A 26892-nucleotide genomic window follows, 5' to 3' on the forward strand; every position below is an offset into this window, starting at 1 on the left:
TTTTTGTCGCTAGAGTCTTCCTTCAAGACCCAACGGTGGGTCACCGTTCATCAGGAGGCAATGTGGCCCTCAAACTTAATCAGCAGATGCCAGGCGCGGAGACCGCCAACCCGGAACCCGGAAGCACCGCGCCCAAAGCTGCTTCCCGCGCCTATGTCATCGGCATGCCCATCGCGAGCGCCGGACTCTGGATGGCCGTCCTCGCCCCGGCCCTGGTAGTCCTCGCCATCAAGGTTTCGGAGATCACCACCCCGGATACCCGCGCCGGCGCGCTCAGCCTCGTGGCCGGCGTCGGAGCAGCTGTCGCCCTGCTCGCCAACCCGCTCTTCGGCCGACTCAGCGACCGCACCACCTCACGTTTTGGCATGCGTAAACCGTGGATTGTGGGCGGCTCATTGATCGGCCTTGCAGCACTCTTCCTGCTTGGTTCGGCCACGGAAGTGGGAACAGTCCTCGTCGGCTGGGTTCTAGCACAGCTGGGCTTCAACGCGGCCCTGGCCGCCCTTGTCGCAACCCTTCCCGACCAAGCCGGCCCAACGGAGCGCGGGCGTCTTTCCGGGCTCATCGGCATGACTTTGCCCATTGGCTTGGTGGCAGCAGCCTTCTTGGCGCAGATGTTCGAGAGCGCCTTGCAGATGGCCGTAGTCCCCGGGATCATCGGCACGACCATTGCCATCGCCTTCGCGTTTACCTTCAAGGACCGCGTCCTCAGCGGGAAACCGGCACCATTGAACCTCAAGGAAATCCTGGGTTCCTTCTACTTCAACCCCAAGGATTACCCGGGCCTGGGGTGGGCTTGGGTCACCAAGTTCCTGGTGTACGTGGGCTATTGCGCCGGCCTTCTCTACCTGCCGTACTTCTTCACGGACCACCTCCACGTTGCCGAAACGCAGGTCACCAACCTGGTGTTCCAAGCAACTTTGGTGAGCTCGGCCGGCACAGTGATCACCAGCCTCGCCGGTGGCTGGATCAGTGACCGCCTTGGCAAGCGCAAGAGCATGGTCATCATCTCCGCCCTGATCATGATGGGCGGTTTGGTGGTCATTGCCACCAGCACCGACACCGGTCAAGTGTTGGTTGGCCAAGGAATCCTGGGCTTGGGCCTCGGTGTTTTCAGCGCCGTGGATGTAGCCCTGATCACTGACTTGCTTCCAAGCGACCAGTCAGAGAATGCCAAGACCTTCGGTGTCTTCAACATCGCCCAGGCCCTCCCCCAATCCCTGGTGCCTGCTATCGCCTTCCCCGTCATCGCCCTGGGTGGCTACCCCGCATTGTTCCTTGGGGGTGCGGTGGTGGGCATCATCGGAGCCCTCCTCGTCACACGTATCAAAGGAGTCAAGTAAATGAATCCCTCACTCTCCCAGGCAGTCACCACTCCACCAGCCGGAGCTCAGGATGCCGAAGCCAGGATCCGCGATCTGGCCCGGAGCCTGACGCTCGAGCAGCAGGTCCAACTGCTGACGGGCGCGGACGTTTGGTCCACGCACGCCATCCCGGAGATCGGCCTCTCCCGTGTGGTCATGTCCGACGGTCCGGCCGGCGTCCGCGGCGAAGACTTCGATGAGCGCCACGACTCCGTCTCCTTGCCGTCGTCGTCCGCTTTGTCTGCGACGTGGAGCGTTGAAACGGCCCGCCGGTACGGGCAGGTCCTGGGCCAGGAGGCTCGCCGGAAGGGCGTCCACGCCGTCCTGGGCCCCACCATCAACCTGCACCGCTCCCCGCTGGGCGGCCGCCACTTCGAGTGCATGAGCGAGGACCCGCGGCTCACCGCGACCATGGCCGCCGGGTACGTTGCCGGCGTGCAGTCCATGGGTGTGGGTGCAACGCCCAAGCACTACCTGGCCAACGAAGCCGAAACCGAGCGTTTCACTGCCGACTCCGTGGTGGACGAACGCCCGCTCCGCGAGCTCTACCTGGCGGCCTTCGAGGACGCCATCACCGAGGCCCGCGCCTGGCTGGTGATGAGCTCGTACAACTCCATCAACGGCACCACGGCCAGCGAGAACAAGCTCCTGGAAACGCCGTTGTCCACCGAGTGGGGCTTCGACGGCGTCGTGGTTTCGGACTGGACGGGTGTCCGCTCCGTCGAGGCTGCCAACGCCCACCAAGACCTGGAAATGCCCGGCCCGGCAGGCCACTGGGGACCCAAGCTCGTTGCCGCCGTCAATGATGGCCGGGTCAGCCGCGAGGCGATCCTGGAGAAGGTAACCCGCATCCTGCGCCTCGCCGCCCGCGTGGGATCCCTCGAAGGCTTCCAGCCCGTAGTGACCGAGCTTCCGACGCAACTGGACGGGGCCGCCGTCGCACGTGAAGTTGCTGTCCGCGGCGCCGTGCTGGTCCGCAACAAGGGCCTCCTGCCGCTGGACGCCAGTGTCCTCAGCCGCGTGGCCGTCATTGGCCACAACGCCGATGAAGCCCGCACCCAGGGCGGCGGCAGCGCCACCGTGATGCCCAAATACACCGTCTCGCCGCTGGAGGGGCTGCGGAAAGCACTGCCCGACGACGTCACGGTCACCTACGCGCGCGGCGCCAAGGTGGCCGAAGGCCTCCAGCCGTTCCCACGCGCTTCCCTCCACAACCACGCTTCAGGTGTTTCCGGAATCCGCGTGACCTTCCTCGCCGAGGACGGCACGGAGATTTCCGGCGAGGACCGGTTGGCCTCGCACCTGATCTGGTTCGGCGTTGGAATTCCCGACGGCGCGTCCTCCATCCGCATGGAAGCGGACTGGACAGCCGAAACAGCAGGCGTCCACCACCTGGGCGTCGGCACCGTGGGCCGCATCCGCTTTGTCCTGGACGGAACGGAGGTCTTCAACGGTGAACTTGAGGACACCACCGAAGTCCTGGGCGCCGCCCTGTTCGATCCTCCCAAGACCGTCCACGCAATCGAAACCACCTCTGGCCAGACTGTCCGGGTAGAGGCCGAGTACCAGCTGCCCAAGCAACAGATCATCCCGTTCACGGCCATCCTGCTGGGCGAGGAGACAGTGGTAGCGGACCCGCAAGCCGAAATTGACGCCGCAGTGGAAGCTGCCCGGAACTCCGATGTTGCAGTGGTGGTTGTAGGCACCAACGCAGCCATCGAATCCGAGGGCTTCGACCGCAAGGACCTTGACCTGCCCGGCTACCAAAACCAGCTCGTGGAAGCCGTAGCCGCCGCCAACGCGCGCACGGTGGTGGTGGTGAACTCCGGGTCGCCGGTCCTCCTGCCGTGGCTCGACAGGGTGGACGCTGTGCTCCTGGGGTGGTTTGGCGGACAGGAATTCGGCAACGCCATCGCCGACATCCTGCTGGGCACCGAAGAACCCGGCGGACGCCTCCCCACCACGTGGCCCGCCGCATTGGAAGACGTTCCAGTACTGAACACCACACCCGTTGACGGCAAGGTGGTCTACTCGGAGGGAATCCACATCGGTTACCGCGCATGGCTCAAGCAGGAGGCCGAAGGCGGGGCCGCACCGGCACTGCCTTTCGGTTATGGCCTTGGATACACCACGTTCGAACTCGGCAAGGCCCACGCTCCGCAGGTGGTCACCGCCGGGAACGATGTTGTGGTGCACGTACCAGTCCGCAACACCGGCACACGCACAGGGCGGGAAGTAGTCCAGGTGTACCTGGATCGCGCGGATTCCGCCGTGGAGCGACCCGTTCGCTGGCTCGCGGGGTACGCCGGGACGCATCTCGCGCCGGCCGGCACGGAGAGCGTGGAAATACGCATCCCGGCCAAAGCGTTTGCACATTACGACGGCGGCTGGCAGTTTGAGCAGGGCACTTTCCGCTTGTTGGTTGGTCGCCACGCGGCGGACGGCTTCCAAGCCTTGGAGATCGAACTCCGGTAATACACGGGCGAAATGACGCCGGGTGGCGGGTTTTTTTGCCCGTCACCCACGTGGTTTTCGCCACAAGCTGTAGAACTGGGGTATGGTATGGAATTTTCGTGGCATGCTGTACGTTGCATACCCGGTAACCCCCTAACACGAAGAGGCATTAAAAAGTGGCAGCCGATTACGACGAACTCCGTACCGATGTAAAAGAGAACCAGGAGCAGTCCCTCCAGGCTCTCCAGTCCGCCAGCGCTCCCACGGCCAAGAGTGTCGTGCTTGAACTGGACGAAACCGATGGCCTTGACGCCAACGGCCCCGGCGGCGAAATCGTCGCTGAAGAACTGGTCATCCAGGTCATCCCGCAGGCAAATGACGAGTTCACTTGTCACTCCTGCTTCCTGGTCCGCCACCGTTCGCAGATCGCACGCGAAAAAGATGGCGTCGCCTACTGCACCGACTGCGAAGGCTAAGACCGCCAACACCCCGGCGGACCTAACATCGTCAGGGAGTGCCGCCGTCGGGATTAAATTGCGGAAGGACCGGAGCAAGCGCTCCGGTCCTTCCGCAGTTAAGGCTAGTAGCCGCCTCCCGGCCCGCCAACGGCCTTTTTGCGGCGGTGGTTGGCAATTCTCAACTGGAGTATCCGGGCCCCGCCCGCAAGGGCCACCAGGACCCCGCCGCCCACGGCCGCTATGAACAGCGTGGTGCCGAGCGCGAGGGTCCCTTCCAGTCCGAAGAACCGAACCGTGATCATGTCCTGGTTTTGGACGAAGAACACGATCAACATCACCAGAACCACCAAGCCAACGGCCACCGCCACCCACAAAGCAGCCGTCCGGGTTGGCCGGTCGTGTCCTGAAGCAGGCGCAGTCACTGGCTCCCGCTGCTCCGAAACACCTCGGTCCGGCCGCGCAGAACCACCTGGAATCCTTGCAGCATCGTCTTCGAAACTCATGGACGCCCCCTCCGTAGATCAGCTTTTGCCGTGCTTCCCATATAATAAGCATGCTGATTAGTTGCTCAACAGTGGCACAGCAAAGGAACCAGGGTCAAGGTGACGAGCCGGCTAGAGGCTGTAGTCGGTGCTGGTTGGTCCGGGATCATTGTTCCGGACTGCGTAGTGATGGCCCTCGGAATCGGTCTCGACGTCGAAGTTCTTCAGATCCGCCTCGGAAGCGGTCTCGAAATCATCATGCTTGTGCACCACGGGGCTGTCCGTGTCGCCGTGGGCTGCCGGTCCAAAAACTGACTGCAGCCGCTCGGTCACGTGGACGAAGCCTTCCATTCTGCGTCCCATGTTTTCCACCTCCCTTCTTACCGGAGAGAGAAAAGCGGCAGGGCTGATGCGTGCCGTTCAGTGAGGCCAATTTTACGCCTGAAACGGCCCGCTGGAACGCCTGACCGGTTGCCCGGACCATAACTTCTGAAACGTCGACGCCGGGTGGCTGGCTTAGTGCCCACAGCATGGTTCCAGCCACGGTCTCGGGCGGGATGATGGCATCCGGCGCTTCCTTCCACAGCGGGGTGTGCACGTGGCCCGGAGCGATGTGCAGCACCCGCACTCCGGTGCCAACGAGTTGTTGCCGGAGTGACTCTGCGTAGCCGGTCACAGCCCATTTGGTGGCAGTGTAGAGATTTCCGGGATAGACCTTCCTGCCGGCGGTGCTGCCTATCAGCACCATGTGGCCGCGGTTCTCCATGAGTTGAGGAAGTGCGGCCTTGGCCAGTACCGCGGGGCCATAAACGTTGGTGAGCACCATGTCCCGCCATCGGCCCGGATCACCATTTGCGAGATCGCCGGCCGCTGAGAAGCCAGCGTTGGCCACGGCGACATCGATTCCGCCAAGGAACTCATGGGCTGCCAATACCGCGGCAGAGGTCTGCTCCCAGTCACCGGCATCGGCCACGACGCCACCCACACGCCCCAAACCCGCACACGCGTCCAGGAGCGCCGCCATCTTCCCGGGATCACGCCCAGTGGTGAACACGGAATGACCGGCCCGGAGTGATTCCCGCACCAGGGCGGCACCGATCCCGCTGGTGCCGCCCGTAACAAGCAGTCGAAGCATCAGGAGGGGTCCGCGATGCCGATGTAGCGCGTTTCCAGGAACTCCTCAATGCCCTCTGTCCCGCCTTCCCGGCCAAGCCCGGACTGCTTCACGCCACCAAACGGAGCCGCTGGGTTGGACACGATGCCGGTGTTGAGCCCGAACATGCCAACATCCACTTTCTCGGACAGTCTGATGCCGCGATTGAGGTCCCTCGTGTAGGCGTAGGCCACCAGGCCGTACTCGGTGTCGTTGGCCAAGGCGATCGCTTCATTTTCAGTAGAGAAGCTGACCACGGGCGCTACGGGGCCAAAGACTTCCTCGTGGAGGATCCGGGCTGAGGAGGGCACATTTGTCAGGACCGTGGGCGGGTAGAAGTAGCCTTCCCCATCCGCCGGGGCCCCGCCCGTGAGGACAGTCGCACCCCCGCCAACGGCATCCCTGACAAGTTCATCCACCTTTGCCCGACTCTTGGCATCAATGAGCGGTCCGATGTTGGTCCCTCCAGCGGAGCCTCGCCCCAACACCAAGGTAGACATGCGCTCAGCCAGCCGCCGGCTGAACTCGGAGGCCAGCGATTCGTGGACGATGAACCGGTTTGCGGCAGTGCAGGCCTCCCCCATGTTCCGGAGCTTGGCCACCATGGCCCCGTCGATCGCTGCATCAAGGTCCGCATCCTCGAAGACCAAGAACGGCGCATTGCCGCCCAGCTCCATCGAAGTCCGGAGGACCTGATGGGCAGAATCCGCAATAAGCTGCTGCCCGACGCCGGTTGATCCAGTAAACGAGAGCTTTCTCAGGCGGTTGTCCCGGATCAGCGGCCCTGTGACGTCGGCCGGCCGGGTGGTGGGAATAACGTTCAGCACACCGGCGGGAAGACCTGCTTCCACCAGCACCTGGGTGAACAACAATGCCGTCAACGGAGTGAGGTTGGCTGGTTTGAGAACCATGGTGCAGCCGGCGGCGATGGCCGGTGCGATCTTGCGGGTGGCCATGGCCAACGGGAAGTTCCAAGGTGTGATGAACAGGCAGGGTCCCACGGGGCGCTTGGTCACGAGCAGACGGGACTTGCCGTCCGGTGCCGTGGAGTAACGGCCCGAAATCCTCACGGCTTCCTCGGAGAACCACCGGAGAAACTCGGCGCCGTAAGCGACTTCTCCGCGGGACTCAGCCAGCGGCTTGCCCATCTCCAAAGTCATGACCAGAGCGAAATCCTCCGCCCGGGCCGTGACCAGTTCAAAGGCCTGCCGAAGGATTTCCCCACGCTCACGAGGCGGTGTCGCCGCCCAGGAATCCTGGGCACGGGCAGCTGCTGCCAACGCCCGGTCGCCGTCGGCAGGAGACGCGTCAGCGATCCTGGTGAGCACAGCGCCAGTGGAGGGATCCTCTACTGCGGACGACGCGCCGTCGGACGCGTTTGTCCACTGGCCGTCGATGTAAAGCTGAGTCGGCAGCGACTCCACAAAGCTGCGCTCGGCGGCTGTCAGGGCAGCAGTATCAAAAGCCAGGGTGTTTTCCACTTAGAGCGCTTTCTCGAGGATCGTGCGGATTTCGACGGCGGTGGGTGGCACCGGGGTGTTGTTGATGACCGAATCGGCCAAGGTGTCTTCCACCAGGGAGTCGAGGTCGGCTTCGGTCACGCCAAAGTCGGTCAGCCGTGCAGTCATGCCAACCTCCCGTGCCAGCGTGGCAACACCTTCGACGGCGGCGTCTGCGTTCTGCTCCACAGTGGCCGCAGTGTCTCCGACGCCCAGCGCGAAGGCGAGCCGCGCGGTCCGGTCCAGCCGGTTGCGGAGGTTATGGCGAAGCACGTCCTCGATCACCAGGCACAGCGCCAGGCCGTGCGGGATGTTGAAACGGCCGCCCAGCGGGTGGGCAATGGCATGGACCAGGCCCAAACCGGTGTGGGAGAAGCCAACACCCGCGATGTGTGAGGCCAGGAGGAGCTGTGATCGGGCCTCGATGTCGCTGCCGTCTGCCACGGCGCGGGGCAGGAACTCGGCAACCATGGAGACCACTTGAAGGGCAATTCCATCGGAGTAGGGATTTTGCCGGATGGATGAGTAGGACTCAATGGCGTGTGTGAGGGCGTCCATGCCGGTGGCAGCGGTGGCCTTTGGCGGAAGCCCCACTGTGAGCTCCGGATCCAGGACAGCGGCCTTGGGCAGCGCCGATTCGTGGCCAACGTAGAACTTCCGGTGCGCGTCCACGTCCGTGACAACTCCGAAGGCGTTGACCTCGGCGCCTGTACCGGCAGTGGTGGGCACGGCAACAATGGGCAGCGCCGGGTTCTCGAAGTGGTTACTGTAGTCCAGTCCGGCTCCCCGCGCCGGGTTCACGGCGCCCAGCGAGATTCCCTTTGCTGCGTCCATGGACGATCCCCCACCCACAGGGACAAGAACATCAACTCCGGAAGCCGCGGCCCGATCCGAACCTGCATCCACGCAGGTGGTGGTCGGGTTCGGGGTGACGCCGTCGAACACGCTGACGGCGAGCCCGGCAGCTTCCAAGGAAGCTTGAACGGCCGCCACAACGCCGGTGGTCGCGAGGAACGGGTCTGTGACAATAAGCGCGGATTTGGCCCCAAGCGCGGCAACAATTCCGCCAATCTCAACTACGCGACCCCGTCCAAAGTAGGCGGTCGGCTTAGGATCGAGCGTCAGCTCCGTGGACGCCAGCTCGGCGTGAATCTGCATTCGTGTCTGCATGATAGTCAGGCTCCTTCTGCGGCATTGCCGGCGGCGAGCGTTGGGGACGTCCGCAACTGCACGCCGATTGCGTCTTCGTAAAGTTTCACGGGGGTCATCTCGCCGGCGTTATCTCCGTAGAGCGCCTTGGCCCGGCGGTAGAGCTGCTCCACCAAACCGGACAACTCCATGGGCACACCCACAGAGCGGGCCAGGTCCACAGACAAACCAAGATCCTTGCAGGCCAGTGCAATCGCGAAGCCTTCGTCGTAGTCGCCGTGGTTGAGGATGGACAGGACATCGTTCTGGACGAAGTTGGAGTTCGCCGGGCTGGCAATCAGCGCCTGCCGCAGGACTTCCAGGTCCACACCCGCTTTCACGCCTGTGCTGAGGACTTCAGCGGTGGCTACCAGGTGCGAGAACCAGAGCTGGTTGATCATCAGCTTCACGGCGTAGCCTGCTCCGTGCCCGCCCACGTGCAGGATCCGTTCAGGATCACCCATGGCTTCGAACACGGGGCGAAGACGTTCGACGTCGGCTGCCTCACCGCCGATAAAGATCTGCAGCATGCCGTTCGCGGCACCCACGGACATGCCGCTGACGGGTGCATCCAGGACCCTGACGCCGAGGGCGGAGCCAGCTTCGCGAACCCTGTTGGCGACCTCCGGAACCGAGGTGGACATGTCCACCCAGGTGCCGCCGTCGGGCAGCCCGGCAAGGATGCCACCCGGTCCCATGGCGACCGCTTCCACATGCTTGGGCGTGGGGAGCATGGTGATGACGACGTCGGAGCCGGCGGCGACTGCCGCTGCAGTATCCGCCCACTCCGCGCCGTTGGCGAGAAGCCCGGAGGCAGATTCCTTACGGACATCATTCACGATCAGCTGGAAACCGGCGGCCTGGAGGTTGCGGGTCATACCGGAGCCCATATTGCCCAGGCCAATGAAGCCGATACGGGCGGTGCCGGGTGTGAGAGCTTGTGTTTCCGTCGCGGAAACGTGAGTTGTTGCAGTCATATCGAGTCTCAATTCAGGCTGGCTGGTTCAGTCGTCCAGGGCGGCGTCGCCCAAGTTGATCCAGGTTGTTTTCAGTGCGGAGTATGCATCCAGGGCGTGGAGGGAGCGGTCCCTGCCGAACCCGGATTCCTTGAAACCGCCGAAGGGCGTGATGATGTCCGCGACGTCGAAGGTGTTCACCCAGACAGTGCCGGCCCGCAGTTCACGGGCGGCTGTGTGTGCTTTGGTGATGTCCTGTGTCCATACGCTGGCGGCCAGTCCGTACTTGGACTCGTTGGCCATTCGGATGCCCTCGGCAGCGCCCCGGAAGGTGGATACCGCCAGTACCGGCCCGAAGATTTCTTCCTGGCCGATGCGGCCGGCGTTGTTCACCCGGTCCAGGACCGTTGGCTCCAGGTAGTAGCCATGTTCGACGCCTGCGGGGTGGACTTGCGTGCCGCCGCTGGCCACGGCAATGCCCTCTTCTTCTGCGACGGCGTAATAGCCGAGGATGCTCTCAAGCTGCCGGTCATCGATGATTGCGCCGATCTGCGTGGCCGGATCCAGCGGGTCGCCCAGCTGCAGCGAACGCCCTACTTTGATGACTTCTTCGATGAGTTCGTCGTGCACCCGCTCGTCCACCAACAAACGTGATCCGCCATGGCAGGTCTGCCCGGCGTTGTAGAAGATCCCCCACGCGACGGCCGAGGCACATGCCGCGATGTCGCCGACGTCGTGCAGTACTACCTGGGGTGACTTGCCACCCAACTCCAGGGCCACCTGCTTCCCGTTCGATTCGGAGGCATAGCGCTGGAAGTACCGGCCAACTTCGGGTGAACCCGTGAAGGTGATCTTGTCCACCAGGTGATGACGTCCCAACGCTGCGCCGGCAACGTGGCCCAGGCCCGGCACAACGTTGAAGACGCCGGCCGGCACGCCGGCCTCGGTGGCGAGTTCGGCCAGGCGCAACGCGCTCAGGCTGGTCTGCTCCGAGGGCTTGAGGACCACGGAGTTCCCGGCCGCGAGCGCAGGAGCTACCTTCCATGCAGTGATGATCAGCGGGTAGTTCCAAGGCACCACGGCACCGATCACACCGAGCGGTTCGCGGGAGATGACTGCGAGGGCATTGCGCGGGGTGGGTGCGACGTCGTCGTAGATCTTGTCCAAAGCCTCCGCGTACCAACGGAACGTACGGGCGCAGCTGGGGACGTCGACGGCGAGCGCGTCGCTGATGGGGTGGCCGGCATCCGTGGATTCCAGGAGTGCCAGTTCCTCCAGGTTCTCCAGGATGAGATCGGAGAGCCTGGTCAGGACGGCTTGGCGACTGCGTCGGTCAGTCCGTGACCACACTCCGCTTTCGAAGGAGCGATGCGCGGCGAGCACGGCGTCATCAACGTCCTGCTCCCCCGCCGCCGCGACCTGCGCGGTGACGGTGCCGTCCCTCGGGGAAACTGTGGGAAAGGTTTCGCCGCTGCGGGCGGCGCGGAATCCGCCGTCGATATACAGCCCGGTGGCGGGCTGCTGGGCCGCTGCCCGCTGGATCCATTCGTTCTTTGTTGTTGCCATGGCGGGTTCCTTAGGCCGAGTACTTCTTGACGGCGTCGTAGTCGATGACGGCGCCCAGGCCCGGGAGGTCGGGCACCCGGAGCGCTCCGTCGTCGTCGATGTCCAGCGGCTCCATAAAGAAGTCGCGGCGCTCCGGGGTCCAGCCCGGCGGGTCATAGGGGAACTCCAAGTATGGTCCCGCATCCACGCCTGCGGCCACGTGCAGGTTAGCAAGCAAGCCCAAGCCGTTGCTCCACGTGTGCGGGGTGAAGAAGCGGTGCTTGAGGTTTGCCGTTTCTGCCACTTGGCGGGCGCGGTACATCCCGACTGCCAGGGCAACGTCCGGCTGGTAGATGTCGTAGGCATCGGCTTCGATGAGGGCCATCATTTCCGGCATGCTGCGGACCATCTCGCCGCCCGAAACCTGAATGCCGGTCTGTTCGCGAACACGTTGCGCGCCCTTGATGTCAGCCTGCGGAAGTGGCTCCTCAAGCCAGCGAACGTCCAATTCAGCAAGCTGGGTTGCGAGCCGGTGGACCTTGGCGAGTTCCAATGCCGGTTCGATGTCGCCGCTCATGCGCCACATCTGGTTGAGGTCCACCATCAGGTCGAAGTCCTTGCCTACGGCCTCCCTGGCAGCGCGGACGGACTCCACGCCTTCGTCCAGGTGGTCCCGGGAAATGCGGATCTTCATCGCTTTGAACCCGCGTTCCTTGGCAGCGACTGCAGACTCGGCCCTTGCGGCCGGAGCCTTTAGTTCGCCGGAGGAGGCATACGCCACCAGCCGGTCCTGGGCTCCGCCGAAGAGTGTGGCTACCGGGAGCCCGGCAACTTTGCCGATGATGTCCCAGAGGGCGGCTTCGAGGGGCCAGTATCGGCCGCCATGGAAGTTGATGGTCTCGATCCGGCGGACTTGGTTGAGGATGGCCATCGGGTCGGTCCCGATGAACAGGTGTTCATAGGCTTCGAAGCCGTCCATGGTGTCGCCGGAGCCTACCCCGGTGATACCTTCGTCAGTTTCCACCTCCACCAAAGTTGCCGGGAAGGACGTGCGGGGTTCAGGATCCCAGGCGGCGTTGAACGGCGGGTCCAAGGGCAGGACCATGCGGGTCAGCCGGATTGCGGTGATCTTCATTGCTGTCAGCCTCGTGGGGTGAAGAAGGGGTTGGACGGGGAGTTGCGTGCCTCGATCACTTCTGCCGTGGACGGGAGGTTCTTGACCCCGTTTTCCAGGGCAGTCCGGACCGACTCGCGGTTATTGCGGTAGACGGCGTCCTCGTCGTCCGCGTTGGGGTTCACCCACACGGCGGCGATCAGCGCATGTGAATCGGCTTGTTCGTCCGTGAGGATGCCGTCCGCGACTGCATCCGCGACGCCTGCTGCGATTCCAGCCTGCGCCGCACCCCAGATGAGGTTGCCGTGCTGGTCGCCGGTGGGGGCGGCCTTGGTGACAAAGAGTGTCATGGGCTTCACCGGGAGTGAGGGCCGGAGGACGGCGACGAAAGGTACGTGGCCGGCACTCGGTGATGCCAGGGCCGTTGACCAGGCGGTTCCCGCAGGGCCGCTGCGGTGTCCCAGGACAGTGTTGACGTGGGCTGCGTTGACGCCGTCCCCAATGAAGGACTCGCCGATCTGGAGCTGTTCAGTCATTGTCAGATCAGCCCTTCTGATTCGAGCCATTCCTTGGCGATGTCTTCCGGGTCTTCGCCGTCCACATCGGCTTTGGCGTTCAGCTGCTGCATGACCTCGGTGGTGAGCTTCGGCGAGACCTTGGCCATGACCTCGGCGATGGCCGGGTACTTTGCCAGGATGTCCGCCTTGATGGTGAGAGCACCTTGGTAGATCGGGAAGAAGTTCTTGTCGTCTTCCATGACCTGAAGTTTCAGCGCGGGAATGCGGCCGTCTGTTTCGAAGACTTCCCCGAAGTTGCAGTCCTGGCCCTTTTGGGTGGCGGTGTAGATGACACCGGTGTCCAGCATGGAGACCTTGGCGTCGGGGCTCAAACCGTACTCTTTCCGGAGTCCCGGCCAGCCGTCGTCGCGGGTTGAGAATTCACTTTCCACGCAGAAGGTCTGCTCGCTGGCCGGAAGCTTGGCTACATCCGAGAGACTCTTGATACCGAGTTCCTTGGCCTTGTCCTCGCGAATGGCGAAGGCATAGGTGTTGTTCAGCGGTGCCGGATCGAGCCAGGCAATGCCCTTCTTGGCATCGGCGTCCTTGACGGCTTTGAACATCTCCTCTTTGTCCTTGATGGGCGTGGTCTGTTTGTTGTAGGTGATCCACGACGTCCCGGTGTACTCCCAATAGCCGGCGAACTGGCCGGTCTCAAAAGCCGTTCGGACGTTGGCTGAGCCCACCACGCTGGTGTTGGTGGTGGTATCGGCGCCGTGGGCGTTCAGGACCTGGCTGGTGATGTGGGACAGGATGAACTGCTCGGAGAAGTCCTTGGCACCGAACACGCCGGTGAGTCCTTCGAGTTCATTGCTCCCGGATCCGCCGGAATTGGAGGAGGCTGAACCGCCGCAGGCGGTGAGGCTGAGTGCTACGGCCACGCCCGTGGCCAAGAGGGTCATTGCTGGTTTCTTCATGATGGTGTCCTTGGGGAAGTAGGAAAAGTCAGATGCCTTTGGGCTTGAGCAGGTCCTCAGCGAGGCCTGCAAGCCAGTCGATGGTCAAAGCGATGCAGGAGACCACAACGGCTCCTGTGATGAGGACGGGCCAGCGCTGGAGCTTCAGGCCGTTGACGATCATGTCGCCCAAGCCGCCGGCATTGATGAAGGTGGCTACTGTGGCGACGCCGACGCAGAAGACCAGTGCAGTCCGGAGTCCTGCAATAATCACGGGCACGGCCAACGGGAGTTCGATCCGTGCCAGCACTTCCAGTGGTCGCATTCCCATGCCCCGGGCAGCTTCGGTGAGGCTGGAGTCAACTTGTTGGAGTCCCACCAAGGTGTTCCGGAGAACAGGAAGGACCGAATAAGCCACCAGGCCCACCAGTGCCACTTCAAAGCCTGTCTTCCACACGATGGCCAGCAGGATGACCAAACCAATGGCGGGAGTCGCTTGCCCTACGTTGGCAATCCCGAACACCACTGCATGGACGGTCTTGGAATGTACGCGGCTCAACGCAATGCCTGCCGGGATGGCAATCAGGGACACGATCGCGGACGCTGTCACCGTCAGCAGGAGGTGCTCCCTGGTCCGATCGGCGAGGTAGTCCCAGTTGAGGGTTCTGAGCTCGATCGAATCAAGGGTGAGCGATGAGATCCAGAGGGAGAGGGCCAGCACTACACCGACAATGACCAGCGGGGTTCCGAAGCGCTTGAAGGAGAAGTACCTACCCTTGCGGTTTGAGGCCGTGCCGAATGACGTTGCCAGGTCCCGGGTTGCCTGGGCGGTCATGGTCGGACTCCTCCGGCAAGGGCCGGCGGGAGGATGTCGGCGCCAAGGACGGCTGAGATCCGTTCGATATCGATGGTTCCCACGGACCGGTTGTTCTGGTCCAGGACTGCAACGGGAAGACCGCCGGACAACACCAAGGCATCCAAGGCATCCCGCAGTGAGTCATCCACTCCGATGGTCATGGTGGTCTGTCGTCCGGCCGGTCCCAGCGTCGCATGGCCTACGGGGATGAGGCCCAACCGTTTGAGGGCGGCGCCGTGACCGACGAACTGCGATACGTAGTCGTTGGCAGGGTTGGCCAGGATGTTCGCCGGGGTATCGAACTGCTCGATCTGCGAGCGCTCGGACAGCACCGCGATCCTGTCGCCGAGCCGCACCGCTTCATCGAAGTCGTGGGTGACGAACACGATCGTCTTGCTCAGCTTCTCCTGCAGGCGCAGGAACTCACTTTGCAGCTTCTCCCGGGTGATGGGATCGGTGGCACCGAAAGGCTCGTCCATGAGCATCACGGGCGGATCGGCGGCCAGGGCCCTGGCAACACCCACGCGCTGCTGCTGCCCGCCGGACAGTTGGCGCGGGTAGCGGGAGGCGAACGTCTTGGGGTCGAGCTCGACCACGGCCAGCAGCTCTTCCACGCGGTCCCGCGTGCGCTTCTTGTCCCAACCGAGGAGTTTGGGGACCACCGAGATGTTCTCGGCAATGGTCATATGCGGGAACAGGCCGATCTGCTGGATGACGTAGCCGATCCGGCGGCGAAGCTCGTTGGGGTTGAGGGACAGGACATCCTCACCGTCGATGGTGATGGAGCCCGAGCTCGGTTCGATGATCCGATTGATCATCTTCATGGTGGTGGTTTTGCCGCAGCCGGACGGACCAACGAACATGATCAGCTCGCCTGGTGCAATATCCATGGAGAAGGATTCGACGGCGGGAATCACCTGTCCGGGGTAGGTTTTGGTGACGTCCTTTAGGACGATCCGGGCGCCGGCGGCCGGACGGGTTGTTGTTTCAGACACGAAGTCCCCTTGAGGTAGTAACGCGGCGGATGAGCACGAACGCGCCATCCAGCAGCAGGGCAAGGACAATGACACCGACGGTTCCGACGACGGCGAAGTTCAGGGCGTTCTTGGACCCCAGGCTAGAGAGGCCCTTGAAGATCATTTCGCCCAGTCCGGGGCCACCCACGTAGGCTGCGATCGCTGCGATGCCCATGGACAGTTGGGCTGATACGCGGACACCTGTGAGCACCACCGGCCAGGCCATGGGCAACTGGACGCGGAACAGTGTTTTCACGGTGCCCATCCCCATGCCAAGTGCGGATTCGGACACTGCCGGAGGTACCTCGCGGAGCCCCACCACCGTGTTGCGGATGATGGGGAGCAGTGCGTAGAAGGCCAGACCCACAACGGTGGGAGTCCAGCCGAGTCCCAGTACGGGGATAAGGAGCGCCAGGAGTGCCATGGACGGGATGGTCAGGCCGACACCGGCACCGGCAATGGCCATCGAGCGGCTGACGGGCCTGTTCCACACGAGGACACCGACCCCCACACCGATGACCGTTGCTATCAGCAGGGAAACCAGGACAACCGCCAGGTGCTGGGCGGCAGATTCGGCAATGTCTGCCGATCTCTTGACCAGGAACTGTCCCAGATCGGACAGGAAAGTGTCGTTCAACGTGATCCTCCTTTTCACTTCATTGGGGTAAGGATCGCGGCCCACATCTCCGTGAGCCATGACACAACCGTAAAAGCACAGTTCCCTTTTGAGCAATAGCTGTTGTTGAAATGTCAACGCAACTGCGGTTAGGATCGGAGCGTAGCCAACCAAGGAGCCACCCGTGAATGCAGCACCCACCCCCAGGCGCAACTCTTCCGGCCTGCGCAGGGACTTGGAACTTCTCGAGATTCTCGGGTCGCCGGAAGCAGTTGCCGGCAACGGGCTGGGCGTCAGCAAGGTCTCCGAGATTACGGGCAGGGACAAGGCGCAGGTATCGCGGACCCTGGCCACGCTGGCAGAGGCAGGATTGGTTAGCAGGGACCCCGAGAGCCTGCTTTACACCCTCGGACACAGCCTCTATGCCTTGGCGGCCCGGACTACCGAAGCGCGGATGGTCAGCGCCTCAGCGCAATACCTCAAGCGCGTCTCGGCGGCCACACACGAAACCACCCACCTGTGCGTCTTGCGGGGCGGCACCGTACTGACCCTCAAGAGTGAAATGTCCAACCACACCTACAGGGCGCTGGGCTGGGAAGGGGTCAGCGTTGACGCCTGGAGCACGTCAGCCGGGAGGGTGCTGGTCAGCGACTGGGATGACGCCGCCCTGAAGGATTGGTACGACACACACACCGCCGAAGCCAAGGCAGGGGTTCGCCCCGATCGCCAGGACCTCTCACCGCTAGCCCTGCAAGCGGGTCAGAGCCCGTCAGCGGGGGACCTCAAGTCCAAGATCCAAACATTCGGGGACCTTCGCGCCGAGATCGACCTCATCCGGCGGCAAGGCTACGCGGTGGTGGATGAAGAATTCGAGCTCGGCGTCGTGGGAGTCTCAGCACCCGTTTACGACTTCAAACAACGCGTAGTGGCTGCATTCAACGTCAGTGCCCCCAAACAGCGCTTTGGGCGACACCTGGATCAAGCGGGCGTGCTGGCTGCGAAAGTTGCACGGGACTTCTCCGTGGCACTCGGCGCCTCGGTCAACGCCTAGTCGGCGCTTAGCCGGCGGCTAATTGGCGCCTACCGCAGCGACTTGTCGTCCGGATTGCGGGGCACCACGTAGGTGCTGCCGTCGGGCCGGCGGAGGGTTTCCCATTGCTGTGTCTCGGCCTGGCGCTGGGCGAGCAGCTTCTGGTTGGCCTCGGTCATCTCATGATCCAGGGAGCTGCTGTGCGCCGGACCGAAGATCACACGGAACTTCCCGGTCGCACGCATGAATTTCCGGGTGAAGGACTCCTTGGCCACGCGGATCGACTCCTCTTTTAGGCGGTTCAATAGGTACATAGTACGCTAATCATTAGTGCACTAACTAATCGCGATGTGTGCGCTAATAGAACAGGCAGCAAGCACAGGAGGCAGCCATGACCGCTATCGATGAGTCCACCCGGGAGACCGACGACCTCCTTTTGGAACGCCAGCTGTGCTTCGCACTGACCGTGGCATCGCGCAGTGTTGTGGGCGTCTACAAGCCGGTTCTGGAGCGGCTTGGACTTACCCATCCGCAGTACCTGGTGATGTTGGCCCTCTGGGAGCGAAGCCCCCGCACCCTGAAGGACATCAGCGACAGCCTCCTCCACGAGCCAGCCACCCTCTCCCCGCTCCTGAGGCGTCTTGAGGAAGCCGAGCTGGTCACCCGCGAGCGCGTACCCGGCAATGAACGCGCGTTGGCCGTCAAGCTGACGGACAAAGGTGCTGCACTTCGCGAGCAAGCCACCGCCGTTCCAGGCGAGATCCGCGAGCGCCTCCAACTCAGCCGTGAAGAAGTTGCCGAACTTCACCAGGCCATGACCGGACTGATAGCCGCCACCCAACGCAACAGCTAGGACAACACGCCAAACCCACCAGCGCGGCCCCTAGCCAAGCCCACAGCCTCAGTGGTGTCCTTGAAGCGGGCATCAAAAGTGCCACGTAAAATGGACCCAACACAGGAGACTCAATGCGCATGCGATATGTTCGGCCCTTCTTGGCAGTACTGGCCGTCGCCGGCCTCGCCGCATGCTCAGGTACCTCCACCCCCGGGTCCACCAACAGCCCCACTGAAGCGCCGTCGTCGTCGGCCACTTCAAGCAGCAGTCCCAGCAAAACCTCGACTCCCACCGCGTCAGCAGCAACCGGCGCAGGCAATGCCGAATTGTCCATCACGCTCATTGAAACTCCCGAGTCCGCTCCCAAGGCGTTCACGCTCGTCTGCACGGATGGCGCGCCGGCAGCCGAAAGCAACCACCCGTCAGCGGCCGAGGCCTGCACTTCACTCAAGAACAGCCCCACTCTCCTTAGCCCGGCCCCAGCACGGACGGATCAGGCCTGCACCATGCAGTACGGCGGCCCGGCAACGGCCAAGGTGACCGGTTCAGTGGATGGCAAGGAAGTCAGCGCCGCCTTCACCCGCACTGATGGCTGCCAGATCGCCTTATGGGATGCCGCGAAGAGCGTCCTCGGATCCGATGGCGGCCTCTAGGCTGCGGCACCTCCCCCAAGAGCAATGGCTCGGGCTGGAGGCAGCCCACCATGCGCGCGTCGCGCGGTACGCAGACCCCTACCTCGCCCGGCGGTCGGCCGGGAGGAAGCACCCGGTGGAGGACTTCCTCTTCACCTACTACACGCAAAAGCCGGGCCAGCTGCAGCGCTGGCATCCGGGCGAGAACGTGGTCCTCAGCGGCGAGCGCGCCTTGGAGCGGGCCACTTGGAAGTTCTACAGAATGCTCGACGACGGCGAACTCGCCTCGGCGGGGCTGGCTCCGGGCATGCCTGCTGTCACCTTTGATCGTGCCGGCTTCCTGGCCGATCGCGCCGAAGCCGTTCGCTTCGCGGGAATCATCCTGGCGGGGACGGCCAAGCGACCGGCACAGTTTGGCTGCTTTGGACTGCACGAGTGGGCCATGGTGTACCGGCAGGAAAAGTTCGAGCTGCGGCATGAGTACCTGAAGCTGAGGCTCGGCGGTGAGGGCACGGACACTGTTGTGGAAGAGAACCGCATCCGTTGCTCGCACTTTGATGCCTTCCGCTTCTACACACCGGATGCCACAGCCCTGAATGAGCTGACGCCTACCCGCGAGAACCAGCGCACCATGGAGCAGCCGGGTTGCCTGCACGCCAACATGGACCTGTATAAGTGGGCTTACAAGCTAACGCCGGCGTTGCCGAGCGAGCTGGTGATGGACTGTTTCGAGTTGTCCTGGCGCATCCGTGCCATGGACATGCAGGCCTCCCCTTACGATCTTGAAGAATGGGGCTACCCACCCATCAGGATCGAGACACCGCAGGGTAAGGCCGAGTACGTTGAATATCAGCGGGCCTTCGCTGCCGAATCCCAGGAGCTGCGGGCCCGCGTGCTCCAGGCAGTAGGGCCGCTCTTGGATGAGTTGAGCGGTTTGGCTGCCTGAGCACCCGCCGCCACCAGCGAAAGGTAACCATGGTTTCCGCAGATAAAAGCGACACGGGCACGAACGCCGCAGGCAAGAACGAGTACGACGTCGACCTCACAGTTACGCTGACCGAGGCACCCGGCGCTGAAAGCCGGGTTTTCCATCTCCGGTCCAGCGCAGGCATCCTGTCGCCTGACCCTGACTCGATGGACTCGAACCTGCCGGACGCACCGGCGGCGCTGGCCGCCGTCGAGCAGTTCGGTGAGGAAATCTTCTTTCCCGAGCCACGCCCGGACCGGATCTGCACGCAGCAGTATGGCGGCCCGCAAATAGCCGTGGTCAAGGGCTGGTTCCGGGGACGCGAGGTCAACAGCCACTTCAGCAGGACTGATGGTTGCGAGATCGCACGCTGGAAGACCTTGGCCTCACTGCTGGGCAATACCGGAGGTTCAACCGGCGCCGTCTAAAACCACTTAAAGCAACGCGGGGTCACTTATGGCCTTTATGGCCGCCCCAATGGGCTACAAGTGACCCCGCGTTGTTTGAGAGGGTACTAACCGGCGTTGTTGCTTTGCGTCGGTTCATCAGCACGGATCTTGCCGCCGTGCTTCTTGTCTTTCTTGTCCTTCTTCGGATCTTCCTCATCCGGAACCACTACGGTTCCGCCTGGGTTGACCAGGACGGTGACGAAGCTCGGCTCGCTGGTACCCGCGAAAGTCAGGCGACCAATGTAGGAGCCGGGTTCCAGGTTCTTCCAGTTCAGCGAGATCTGACCGGTCTTGCCGTTGGCGAGGCGGATCGGGTTCGGCGTCACTGTGGCGTTGCCCTGGTTGGCGCCCAGGACTGCGGCATCAACGGTGGCCTTGGTGGCCTGGTTGTTGGGGCTCGCGTAGAGGTTGGCGAACATGTAGTAGTCGCCCGCTGCCGGGTTGGGGACGGACAGGGTCTCGCTGGCTGACGCTGTGGCGGCCGGCAACTGCTGACCGGACGGCGTAATGACCAGCATGTCAAAGTCCGCGGCTTCGTTGGAGGAGATTACCGAGAATTTTGCAAGGGCACTGCCCTCGCCAACGGTCACCTTCTTCACGTAGTTGGACGCGTTGGTCTCATCCGCAAACGGACCGGGAACAAGCTCGACGGCCGAAGAATCAGCCTTGGACAGACCATCAACGGTGACGCCCACCGGCAGGTTGGTGCCGGAGGTGATGTTGATGGTTCCGGTGCCGTTGGGACCCGTTCCGGTGAAGGCCAGCGCCTTGTCCGCGATGACGGACTGCGGCCGGACAGCGATCGGCGAGGTGACGGTCTTGTTGGCACCCTGCCAGTTCAGCGAACCCATGGCGAACTTGCCCAGCTCAGCGTTCTTGTTTTCGAACTGGACCTTGAACGTCTTCTTCTCACCGGGAGCCCCGAAGGTCAGGACAGACGGTGTGACTTTGACGTTGACGCCCGGAACGTTGGCAGATGCGCGGTACGTGCCCGGAGTCAATGCGGTGAGGGTACGGGTGACCTCGATCTTGCCGGCCAGGTTGCCCAGCGCGAAGGAAGCCACGTTCATATCGCGTGCCTGGGTGGTGCCCAGCCCTTCCATGCCCAGGTCCATGCCCGTGCCCTGGATGAACTTCAGGTAGTCCTCGGTGGTGGCGTCGTACACCAGGCCCGGCGAGAGGACCTTGGCGGGATCCACCTGACCGGCACCGGTGGCGAAGACATCCTTGTTGATGGCGCCGTTAGCCAGTTTGACCGGACCAGCGGTGGTCATCATGGCGGACTTCACGGTGGCCGGGGACCACTGCGGGTTTTTAGCCAGGATCAGTGCGCCGAAACCGGCAACGTGCGGGGAGGCCATGGACGTTCCGGAAAGGAAGCCGAAGTTGTCCCCACCTGTTCCGATGGGCGAGACACCTGCGAGGATGGCGACGCCGGGAGCGGACACGTCAGGCTTCAACAGGTCCGAGTCGGTGGCAAGCAGCGGACCGCGCGAGGAGAATCCGGCAATCTGCGGCTGTGCCTCAGCGGGCAAGCCCGTGGTGTCACGGTTCAGCAGGGACACGGTGATGGCCGGGTTGGCCGTGACTTTGTCCTTGATGGTCTGGGTAGCGGGCGGGTTCACGTGGACCGTCGGGATGACGTGCTTGTCTGTGTCCAGCGACGAATCGGTCAGGTTCACCAGGATCATGCCGACGCCACCGCCGCGCAGGACCTCGGCGCTCTTGGCAGTGCGGTCAACAACGCCACGGTCACAAACAACAACCTTGCCGGCTACCTTGGCCGGATCCAGCGAGCCCGGAGCACAAAGCGCGGCGTTGCCTTCACCGCTTGCAGCGTTGGTGGAAAGCACGACGCCGGCGCCGCTCACCTCGCGGTTCATGATGGACGCTCCGCGGAACTTGCTGCCATCGGAGAATTCAACGGTGCCCTGGAGCTCCTGCGAGAACGATGTCGCGGCCACCGTGGTCAACCAAGGTGCTCCGTGGTTCACGGTGCTGGCGGTCGGTCCCGAGTTACCTGCCGAGGTTGCCACGAAGATACCGGCGGAAGCGGCTGACAGGAAGGCCAGCGAGACGGGATCCGTGGTGGACGTGGTTGAGCCGGAGATGGAGTAGTTCAGCACATCCACACCGTCCAGGATTGCTTGCTCGATCGCGTCCACGGAAGCGGAGCCGTAGCAGCCACCCGTAGCAGGATCAGTGTCTTCCCAGCAGACTTTGTAGACGGCGAGCTTGGCGGCGGGTGCGATCCCGCTGGTTGTTCCAAAGCTGCGGCCATCCACTACAGCGTCAACGTTGGCGTTGCCCGCTGCCGTGCTGGCTGTGTGGGTGCCGTGGCTGTCCACGTCAACGGGAGAAATGACTTCTTCCGGAGCGCGGTTTTCCGGCGGAACGGTTTCCAGGAAGGCATCAGCGAAGTAGTGGGTGCTGAGGACCTTCGAGTTGCAGGCGCTGCCATCGTAGTCAGCTCCGGTGTCAGTACCGGGCTGGCATTCGCCCACGAAAGTGTCGCCGTCGGCCTTAAGCATGGCGATCTTGCCGTCAGCGGTGCGGTAGGGGACGCCTACCTGGGCGTTGCCCACCAGCGGGCCAACAGGCTCACCGGCGAAAAACGGGTTGGAAGGGGTGTAGCCGGTGTCGATCACGCCAACAACGGTGCCCTTCCCGGCGTTGTCCTGGCCGCCGTACTGGGTTGCCCACGTGCCATTGGGGCCGCTGAGCTTGAGGAAGTCGGTGGTGGAGTAGTCCGGAGCGTACTGCGTGTCCGGTGCCACCATGAGTACCTTGGGGTCCTTGGCCAGGTTGATGGCCTGGTCCGCCGTCAGGTTGGCACTGAAGCCGTTGACGGCAGTGGTGAAGTCACGCTGGATGGTGACGTTTTCCTGCTGGGCAACTTCCTGCTGCTTCTGCTGCAGGTGCTGCTGGTATTCCTTCACCTCGGCGCTGTCGGCGTCGAGCTTCCTGCCTTCTTCGGGCTTGGTGGGAGCAAGCCCGGCCGTACCGCCGTCATACGTCGCTGCAGGCTTTTCGGCCAGGACCACCATGTAGCGGCCGTCCTTGTAGGCGCTGGGGTCAAGGTTCTTCTTGGCCACGCCTGCAACATTCCCGGGCGTCTCCGGGGCGGGAGCGGCCTGGGCAGGCATCGCCATGGACGAGAGCAGCAACGGCAGGCCCACGGCAATCGCCGCAGCCTTCCGAAGTCCCCCGCTTCTGACGAAGCTCTTTCCTTGTGATTTCACGAGTGGTTGCACCTTTCACTGAGGGAGGCCCCGGCTCCATCGCCCGGACCTGTCAACTTTTAGTTGGTTGAACCTTTGACAGTTCTTGTCAAAGCCGCGCAACCAGCCGAGTCACAGAGTACCTAGTGATAGACGAATATGACATACAGCACATTTCAAGTTTTTTGTCTTGTCACGGGAGCGGCGATTCGTCATGAAACTGCGGGGAACGGTGTCGTTCACTGGACGTCGTCGGGTTGTACCGCATCTGGGTGTGGAGATACAGGAAGAGCCTCCCCCTTGCTGGGGAAGGCTCTTCCTGCGTCTCCCAGAGCGCTGGTGCTGACTTCGCTCTCAGATTGCTCGTAAGGGTATATTGCTCGTCACGACTTTTTGTCAGTTCAAGCCCTGGAGGAAGTCCTGTACAGGACGTAGTACTGCCAGAGGAGAAGAGCCTGCCAAATGGCAACTAAAACGACCAGCCAAATGGGGCCCACCCCACCGTACGTCAGGAACCCGGCAACTGCCACCAGAATGAGGCCAACCTGCTGGCCAACAACGAAACGCACTGGCTGCCGTACTGACTTCTTCATAGCAATCTATCCTTACTCATTTGTGAATCGACATTGATGGCGCTATCCGCAACTCCAGATCACCCCTGCTCCTCCAGCGATGGTACCAATCCCGTATACGGCCCAACCTGCGGCGCCTCCAGCAGGAAGGGAGATCAATGTCGCGACAGCACCGATAACTGCCGTAGTGCATTCAACCGAGGCGCCTGGGCCAGGTACAGGACCGAGGTCTGGGCTGAAGTGTGCCACGTGACGCCCAGAGATGTAGACATCCATCCAGCCATGGCAGGCTTCAATCACTTGGCCGTTCCACCCCATAGTGACGCCGGCGTAGGACGTGCAGTAATAGTCATACTCGCCCGTGGACAAAGGCACCATCACGTCAGTCGGCATGGTCGACGGCGGGTTCACCTCGAAGTCGCCACGGGCTTCAAGTCGGGCTCGTAAAACTGTCCGCACCTCGTCCACTTGGGCACTCTGTAGTAGTGCGACAAGAACCTCGTCGTCGCCGCTGAACGCCGCATCAACAGCCTCTTGGATCTTTTCCTTGCCCACGATAGTGATGGTTTGGGTGCGATCCGTTCCTGGGCCCGGCGTCCCTCCCGGTGCCGCATTGGCGCCTGGACCCGATAGGAGGAGGGCAAACGCCACGGCGAATGCCGCCAGAACCTTATACGTCTTTGTCATTTTCAGCTCCTTAGCAAAACGACGAAGGACGATTGGTTGGGCCCCCGCGTCGTCGCTGCCGACGCTACCCCCAATTGACAATAAAGCGAACGTTTATCCTCCGACCTGTCATTGATGTGACAAACTTGTAAACCTACTTGGGCTCCCAACGGGCACCGAAGCGATGTGTTGTTAACGTGCCGCACTTCGCAACTGTTTTTGGCTTAAGGATCAGAGTGACGCTGGGGGGTGACGCGGTAGTCTCGTGTGCGTACCCGCGAGCCACTTCACGCAACGGAGCCGCTGTGAAAATCCTTGTCCCCGACACCATCAAGCTGGACCTCTCTGCGCTGGAGGACGAGGTCTTCGTGTACCAAGCGGACAAGCCCATCCCCGGCGAGCATCACGATGCGGAAGTTCTGGTCGCATGGCGGAACAGCTCAGAGAATCTGGCCGACGCCGCGAAGGAGATGCCCGCGCTCAAGCTGGTGCAGACGCTCGCAGCAGGCCCCGATTCGGTGCTCGCAGCAGGCTTCGCGGACAACGTGGCCATCACTTCGGGACGCTCGCTTCACGATGGCCCTGTGGCCGAGCACGCGCTGGCCCTGATTTTGGCTGCGGTGCGTCGCATGGACCAGCTCATGGAGTCCCAAAAGGCCTCCAACTGGAACCAGCCGTATAACGAGGCCCAGTCCGCACCTGACACCGAACAGCTTTACACGCTCGACGGCGCCAATGTCACCATTTGGGGCTTCGGCTCCATCGCGGGGCGGCTGGCTCCCCTGCTGGCCGCTTTGGGAGCGAACGTCACCGGCGTCGCCAGCTCAAAGGGTGAGCGTTACGGCTTCCCCGTGGTGGCGGACGACGAATTCCCGGAACTCCTGCGCACCACCGATGTCCTGGTCTCCATCCTGCCGGCCACACCGGAGACCGCGGATGCCCTCAACAATGACATCCTCCGAGCCCTTCCCGATACCGCCATCTTTGTGAACGTAGGCCGCGGCGCCACGGTGGACGAAGACGCCCTGCTTGCGGCCTTGGAAGAAGGCCGCCTGCGTGCCGCCGCCCTTGACGTCACCAAGGAGGAACCGCTGCCCGCGGATTCCAAATTGTGGAGCGCGCCGAACCTGATCATCACCCCACACGTTGCGGGCAACCGCCCCAAAGGCGCAGCCAAGCTCGTCCTGGCCAACATCACGGCACTCAAGGAAGGATCAGCACTGACCAACCAAGTCGCAGGCTAATGACCGGCAATCGAATCGATAATTTCATTGCCTCCGAATAGTAAGCATGCTTATGGTAGGTGGGTCCGGGGTGGCCAGCAGAGGGTTTCCATCCCAAACACGCAGCATGAACAACGTGAGGAATCGCAATGTACCTGCACACCCAACTTCTCATCAACGAAATCGCCGCTGACGAGCCCGATCCCGCCGCAGCAAACGCCCTCCAGGAAGGTCTCGGCGGGCAATTCGGTGAGATGCGCACCATGATGCAATACCTGTTCCAGAGCATGAACTTCCGGGGCGACCCCGCATCCAAGCCGTACAAGGACCTCCTTCAGGGCATTGGCACCGAAGAAATCAGCCACGTGGAACTTATCGGAACCACCATTTCCCAGCTCCTTGATGGCTCGCCGCGGTACCAGGGCAAGAAAACCGACCCTGTGGACGAACCCGGAGCAAAGGGCGCCACTCCCCTGAACATCGCGTTGGACCACAGCAACATCCATCACTACCTGGTGGGTGCACAAGGCGCACTGCCCGTGGATGCCGCCGGCAACCCTTGGAGCGGTTCGTACGTCTACAACAGCGGCAACCTGGTCCTGGACCTGCTCTATAACCTGATGCTCGAGTCCACGGGCCGGCTTCAGAAGTGCCGCATCTACGAAATGACGGAGAACAAGACAGCCCGCTCAACCATCGCCTACCTGATTGTCCGCGACCAGGCCCACGAGAATGCCTACGCCAAGGCGCTTGAAAGTCTGGGCGTGAACTGGGGCAAGGTCCTTCCGATCCCCAAGACGAACGCTGAGCAGTTCCCTGAAGTGAAGAAGCTTTTGGACAAGGGCCTGCAGAGCATCCAGTACACCTTCAGCGCGGATAACCTCAGCGAAGCAGGCAAGCTTTTCCGTGGAGCCTCCCCGTCCAACGATGGCACGGAACTGACCACCGATGTCATGCCTGATGGATACCCGATGACCATCTCGCCGGAGCGCAAGGAAGAGTTCGCGCCGGGGCTGGACCCCGAACTCCTGGCCCTGATCCAGGCTGTGGCCGAACAGGAGCTGCAGGACGCCAACAACCCCAAGGGCGGCTAGCAGCACCGCAGACAGTCAAGCGCACGAAAAAGCGGGCCCCACCTCCATG

The 26892-nt window shown here is 62.7% G+C and carries 27 protein-coding genes; 10 read left to right on the plus strand and 17 right to left on the minus strand.

Going from position 1 to position 26892, the window contains the following annotated elements; all coding sequences use genetic code 11:
• Positions 1 to 62 precede the first annotated feature (62 nt).
• The 3 genes from ACLRGI_RS01885 (at position 63) to ACLRGI_RS01895 (ending at position 4294) form a co-directional block, all read left to right on the plus strand.
• Complete coding sequence (locus ACLRGI_RS01885) at positions 63 to 1343, plus strand: MFS transporter (protein ID WP_419200028.1); 1281 nt, start codon at positions 63 to 65, stop codon at positions 1341 to 1343.
• Positions 1344 to 3839, plus strand: a complete 2496-nt coding sequence (locus ACLRGI_RS01890; protein WP_419200029.1) for a beta-glucosidase — start codon at positions 1344 to 1346, stop codon at positions 3837 to 3839.
• Positions 3840 to 3994: 155 nt separating this feature from the next.
• Positions 3995 to 4294 (plus strand): DUF4193 domain-containing protein, encoded by a 300-nt coding sequence (locus ACLRGI_RS01895; RefSeq protein ID WP_011773410.1) that lies wholly within the window; start codon positions 3995 to 3997, stop codon positions 4292 to 4294.
• A gap of 104 nt (positions 4295 to 4398) precedes the next feature.
• Here the strand turns inward: ACLRGI_RS01895 and ACLRGI_RS01900 are convergent, their stop codons facing one another.
• From ACLRGI_RS01900 to ACLRGI_RS01960, 13 genes are all read right to left on the minus strand, one after another.
• Positions 4399 to 4779: a LapA family protein gene (locus tag ACLRGI_RS01900; protein WP_419200030.1), complete on the minus strand. Its 381-nt coding sequence runs from the start codon at positions 4777 to 4779 to the stop codon at positions 4399 to 4401.
• A gap of 111 nt (positions 4780 to 4890) precedes the next feature.
• The gene (locus ACLRGI_RS01905) at positions 4891 to 5121 is read right to left on the minus strand and encodes a hypothetical protein (protein ID WP_419200031.1); all 231 of its coding nucleotides are present in this window, start codon (positions 5119 to 5121) and stop codon (positions 4891 to 4893) included.
• Positions 5015 to 5893: an SDR family oxidoreductase gene (locus ACLRGI_RS01910; RefSeq protein WP_419200032.1), complete on the minus strand. Its 879-nt coding sequence runs from the start codon at positions 5891 to 5893 to the stop codon at positions 5015 to 5017. The genes ACLRGI_RS01905 and ACLRGI_RS01910 overlap by 107 nt, the downstream gene beginning before the upstream one ends.
• Positions 5893 to 7380 (minus strand): NAD-dependent succinate-semialdehyde dehydrogenase, encoded by a 1488-nt coding sequence (locus ACLRGI_RS01915; RefSeq protein WP_419200192.1) that lies wholly within the window; start codon positions 7378 to 7380, stop codon positions 5893 to 5895. The genes ACLRGI_RS01910 and ACLRGI_RS01915 overlap by 1 nt, the downstream gene beginning before the upstream one ends.
• Positions 7381 to 7392: 12 nt before the next feature.
• Positions 7393 to 8580, minus strand: a complete 1188-nt coding sequence (locus ACLRGI_RS01920) for an iron-containing alcohol dehydrogenase family protein (protein WP_419200033.1) — start codon at positions 8578 to 8580, stop codon at positions 7393 to 7395.
• Between the two features lie 5 nt (positions 8581 to 8585).
• Entirely contained in the window at positions 8586 to 9575 is a 990-nt protein-coding gene (locus tag ACLRGI_RS01925; protein ID WP_419200034.1) for an NAD(P)-dependent oxidoreductase, read from the minus strand.
• A gap of 27 nt (positions 9576 to 9602) precedes the next feature.
• Positions 9603 to 11120, minus strand: coding sequence for an aldehyde dehydrogenase (locus ACLRGI_RS01930; protein WP_419200035.1), 1518 nt, complete (start codon positions 11118 to 11120; stop codon positions 9603 to 9605).
• Between the two features lie 10 nt (positions 11121 to 11130).
• A complete protein-coding gene (locus ACLRGI_RS01935; protein WP_419200036.1) occupies positions 11131 to 12234 on the minus strand; it encodes a mandelate racemase/muconate lactonizing enzyme family protein in 1104 nt (367 codons plus the stop codon).
• Positions 12235 to 12239: 5 nt separating this feature from the next.
• Positions 12240 to 12749 carry a formaldehyde-activating enzyme gene (gene fae / locus ACLRGI_RS01940; protein ID WP_419200037.1) on the minus strand — a complete coding sequence of 170 codons (510 nt, stop codon included), beginning with the start codon at positions 12747 to 12749 and terminating at the stop codon, positions 12240 to 12242.
• A gap of 2 nt (positions 12750 to 12751) precedes the next feature.
• Complete coding sequence (locus ACLRGI_RS01945) at positions 12752 to 13687, minus strand: glycine betaine ABC transporter substrate-binding protein (RefSeq protein WP_419200038.1); 936 nt, start codon at positions 13685 to 13687, stop codon at positions 12752 to 12754.
• Between the two features lie 28 nt (positions 13688 to 13715).
• Positions 13716 to 14501 (minus strand): ABC transporter permease, encoded by a 786-nt coding sequence (locus tag ACLRGI_RS01950; protein ID WP_419200039.1) that lies wholly within the window; start codon positions 14499 to 14501, stop codon positions 13716 to 13718.
• Positions 14498 to 15517: an ABC transporter ATP-binding protein gene (locus tag ACLRGI_RS01955; protein ID WP_419200040.1), complete on the minus strand. Its 1020-nt coding sequence runs from the start codon at positions 15515 to 15517 to the stop codon at positions 14498 to 14500. Before ACLRGI_RS01955 ends, ACLRGI_RS01950 begins: the two co-directional genes overlap by 4 nt.
• The gene (locus tag ACLRGI_RS01960) at positions 15510 to 16151 is read right to left on the minus strand and encodes an ABC transporter permease (RefSeq protein WP_419200193.1); all 642 of its coding nucleotides are present in this window, start codon (positions 16149 to 16151) and stop codon (positions 15510 to 15512) included. Before ACLRGI_RS01960 ends, ACLRGI_RS01955 begins: the two co-directional genes overlap by 8 nt.
• Before the next feature lie 187 nt (positions 16152 to 16338).
• On the opposite strand from ACLRGI_RS01960, the gene ACLRGI_RS01965 reads away from it, so the two are divergent.
• Positions 16339 to 17205 carry an IclR family transcriptional regulator gene (locus tag ACLRGI_RS01965; protein WP_419200041.1) on the plus strand — a complete coding sequence of 289 codons (867 nt, stop codon included), beginning with the start codon at positions 16339 to 16341 and terminating at the stop codon, positions 17203 to 17205.
• A 29-nt stretch (positions 17206 to 17234) separates the two neighbouring features.
• Here the strand turns inward: ACLRGI_RS01965 and ACLRGI_RS01970 are convergent, their stop codons facing one another.
• Positions 17235 to 17459, minus strand: coding sequence for a hypothetical protein (locus ACLRGI_RS01970; RefSeq protein ID WP_419200194.1), 225 nt, complete (start codon positions 17457 to 17459; stop codon positions 17235 to 17237).
• 116 nt (positions 17460 to 17575) lie between these two features.
• On the opposite strand from ACLRGI_RS01970, the gene ACLRGI_RS01975 reads away from it, so the two are divergent.
• The 4 genes from ACLRGI_RS01975 (at position 17576) to ACLRGI_RS01990 (ending at position 20046) form a co-directional block, all read left to right on the plus strand.
• Complete coding sequence (locus ACLRGI_RS01975; RefSeq protein ID WP_419200042.1) at positions 17576 to 18037, plus strand: MarR family winged helix-turn-helix transcriptional regulator; 462 nt, start codon at positions 17576 to 17578, stop codon at positions 18035 to 18037.
• Positions 18038 to 18150: 113 nt separating this feature from the next.
• Positions 18151 to 18672 (plus strand): SSI family serine proteinase inhibitor, encoded by a 522-nt coding sequence (locus ACLRGI_RS01980; RefSeq protein WP_419200043.1) that lies wholly within the window; start codon positions 18151 to 18153, stop codon positions 18670 to 18672.
• On the plus strand, positions 18659 to 19597 hold the full coding sequence (locus ACLRGI_RS01985) for a 3-methyladenine DNA glycosylase (RefSeq protein WP_419200044.1): 939 nt from the start codon (positions 18659 to 18661) through the stop codon (positions 19595 to 19597). The genes ACLRGI_RS01980 and ACLRGI_RS01985 overlap by 14 nt, the downstream gene beginning before the upstream one ends.
• A 29-nt stretch (positions 19598 to 19626) precedes the next feature.
• Complete coding sequence (locus tag ACLRGI_RS01990; protein ID WP_419200045.1) at positions 19627 to 20046, plus strand: serine protease inhibitor; 420 nt, start codon at positions 19627 to 19629, stop codon at positions 20044 to 20046.
• 86 nt (positions 20047 to 20132) lie between these two features.
• Here ACLRGI_RS01990 and ACLRGI_RS01995 read toward each other — a convergent pair whose 3' ends face one another.
• The 3 genes from ACLRGI_RS01995 to ACLRGI_RS02005 all read right to left on the minus strand — a co-directional run bounded on the left by ACLRGI_RS01995 (position 20133) and on the right by ACLRGI_RS02005 (position 24547).
• Positions 20133 to 23309 carry a S8 family serine peptidase gene (locus ACLRGI_RS01995; protein ID WP_419200046.1) on the minus strand — a complete coding sequence of 1059 codons (3177 nt, stop codon included), beginning with the start codon at positions 23307 to 23309 and terminating at the stop codon, positions 20133 to 20135.
• Positions 23310 to 23689: 380 nt separating this feature from the next.
• Positions 23690 to 23881 (minus strand): hypothetical protein, encoded by a 192-nt coding sequence (locus ACLRGI_RS02000; protein WP_419200047.1) that lies wholly within the window; start codon positions 23879 to 23881, stop codon positions 23690 to 23692.
• A gap of 42 nt (positions 23882 to 23923) precedes the next feature.
• Positions 23924 to 24547 (minus strand): hypothetical protein, encoded by a 624-nt coding sequence (locus ACLRGI_RS02005; RefSeq protein WP_419200048.1) that lies wholly within the window; start codon positions 24545 to 24547, stop codon positions 23924 to 23926.
• Positions 24548 to 24831: 284 nt separating this feature from the next.
• Between ACLRGI_RS02005 and ACLRGI_RS02010 the strand changes: the two genes are divergently transcribed.
• Together ACLRGI_RS02010 and ACLRGI_RS02015 are read left to right on the plus strand one after the other, a co-directional pair.
• Positions 24832 to 25770, plus strand: a complete 939-nt coding sequence (locus ACLRGI_RS02010; RefSeq protein ID WP_419200049.1) for a phosphoglycerate dehydrogenase — start codon at positions 24832 to 24834, stop codon at positions 25768 to 25770.
• Between the two features lie 128 nt (positions 25771 to 25898).
• The gene (locus tag ACLRGI_RS02015) at positions 25899 to 26843 is read left to right on the plus strand and encodes a manganese catalase family protein (protein WP_419200050.1); all 945 of its coding nucleotides are present in this window, start codon (positions 25899 to 25901) and stop codon (positions 26841 to 26843) included.
• The last annotated feature ends 49 nt before the right edge of the window (positions 26844 to 26892 follow it).

This window comes from Paenarthrobacter sp. PPS72 (genome assembly GCF_048537125.1).
GTDB lineage: Bacteria > Actinomycetota > Actinomycetes > Actinomycetales > Micrococcaceae > Arthrobacter > Arthrobacter nitroguajacolicus_E.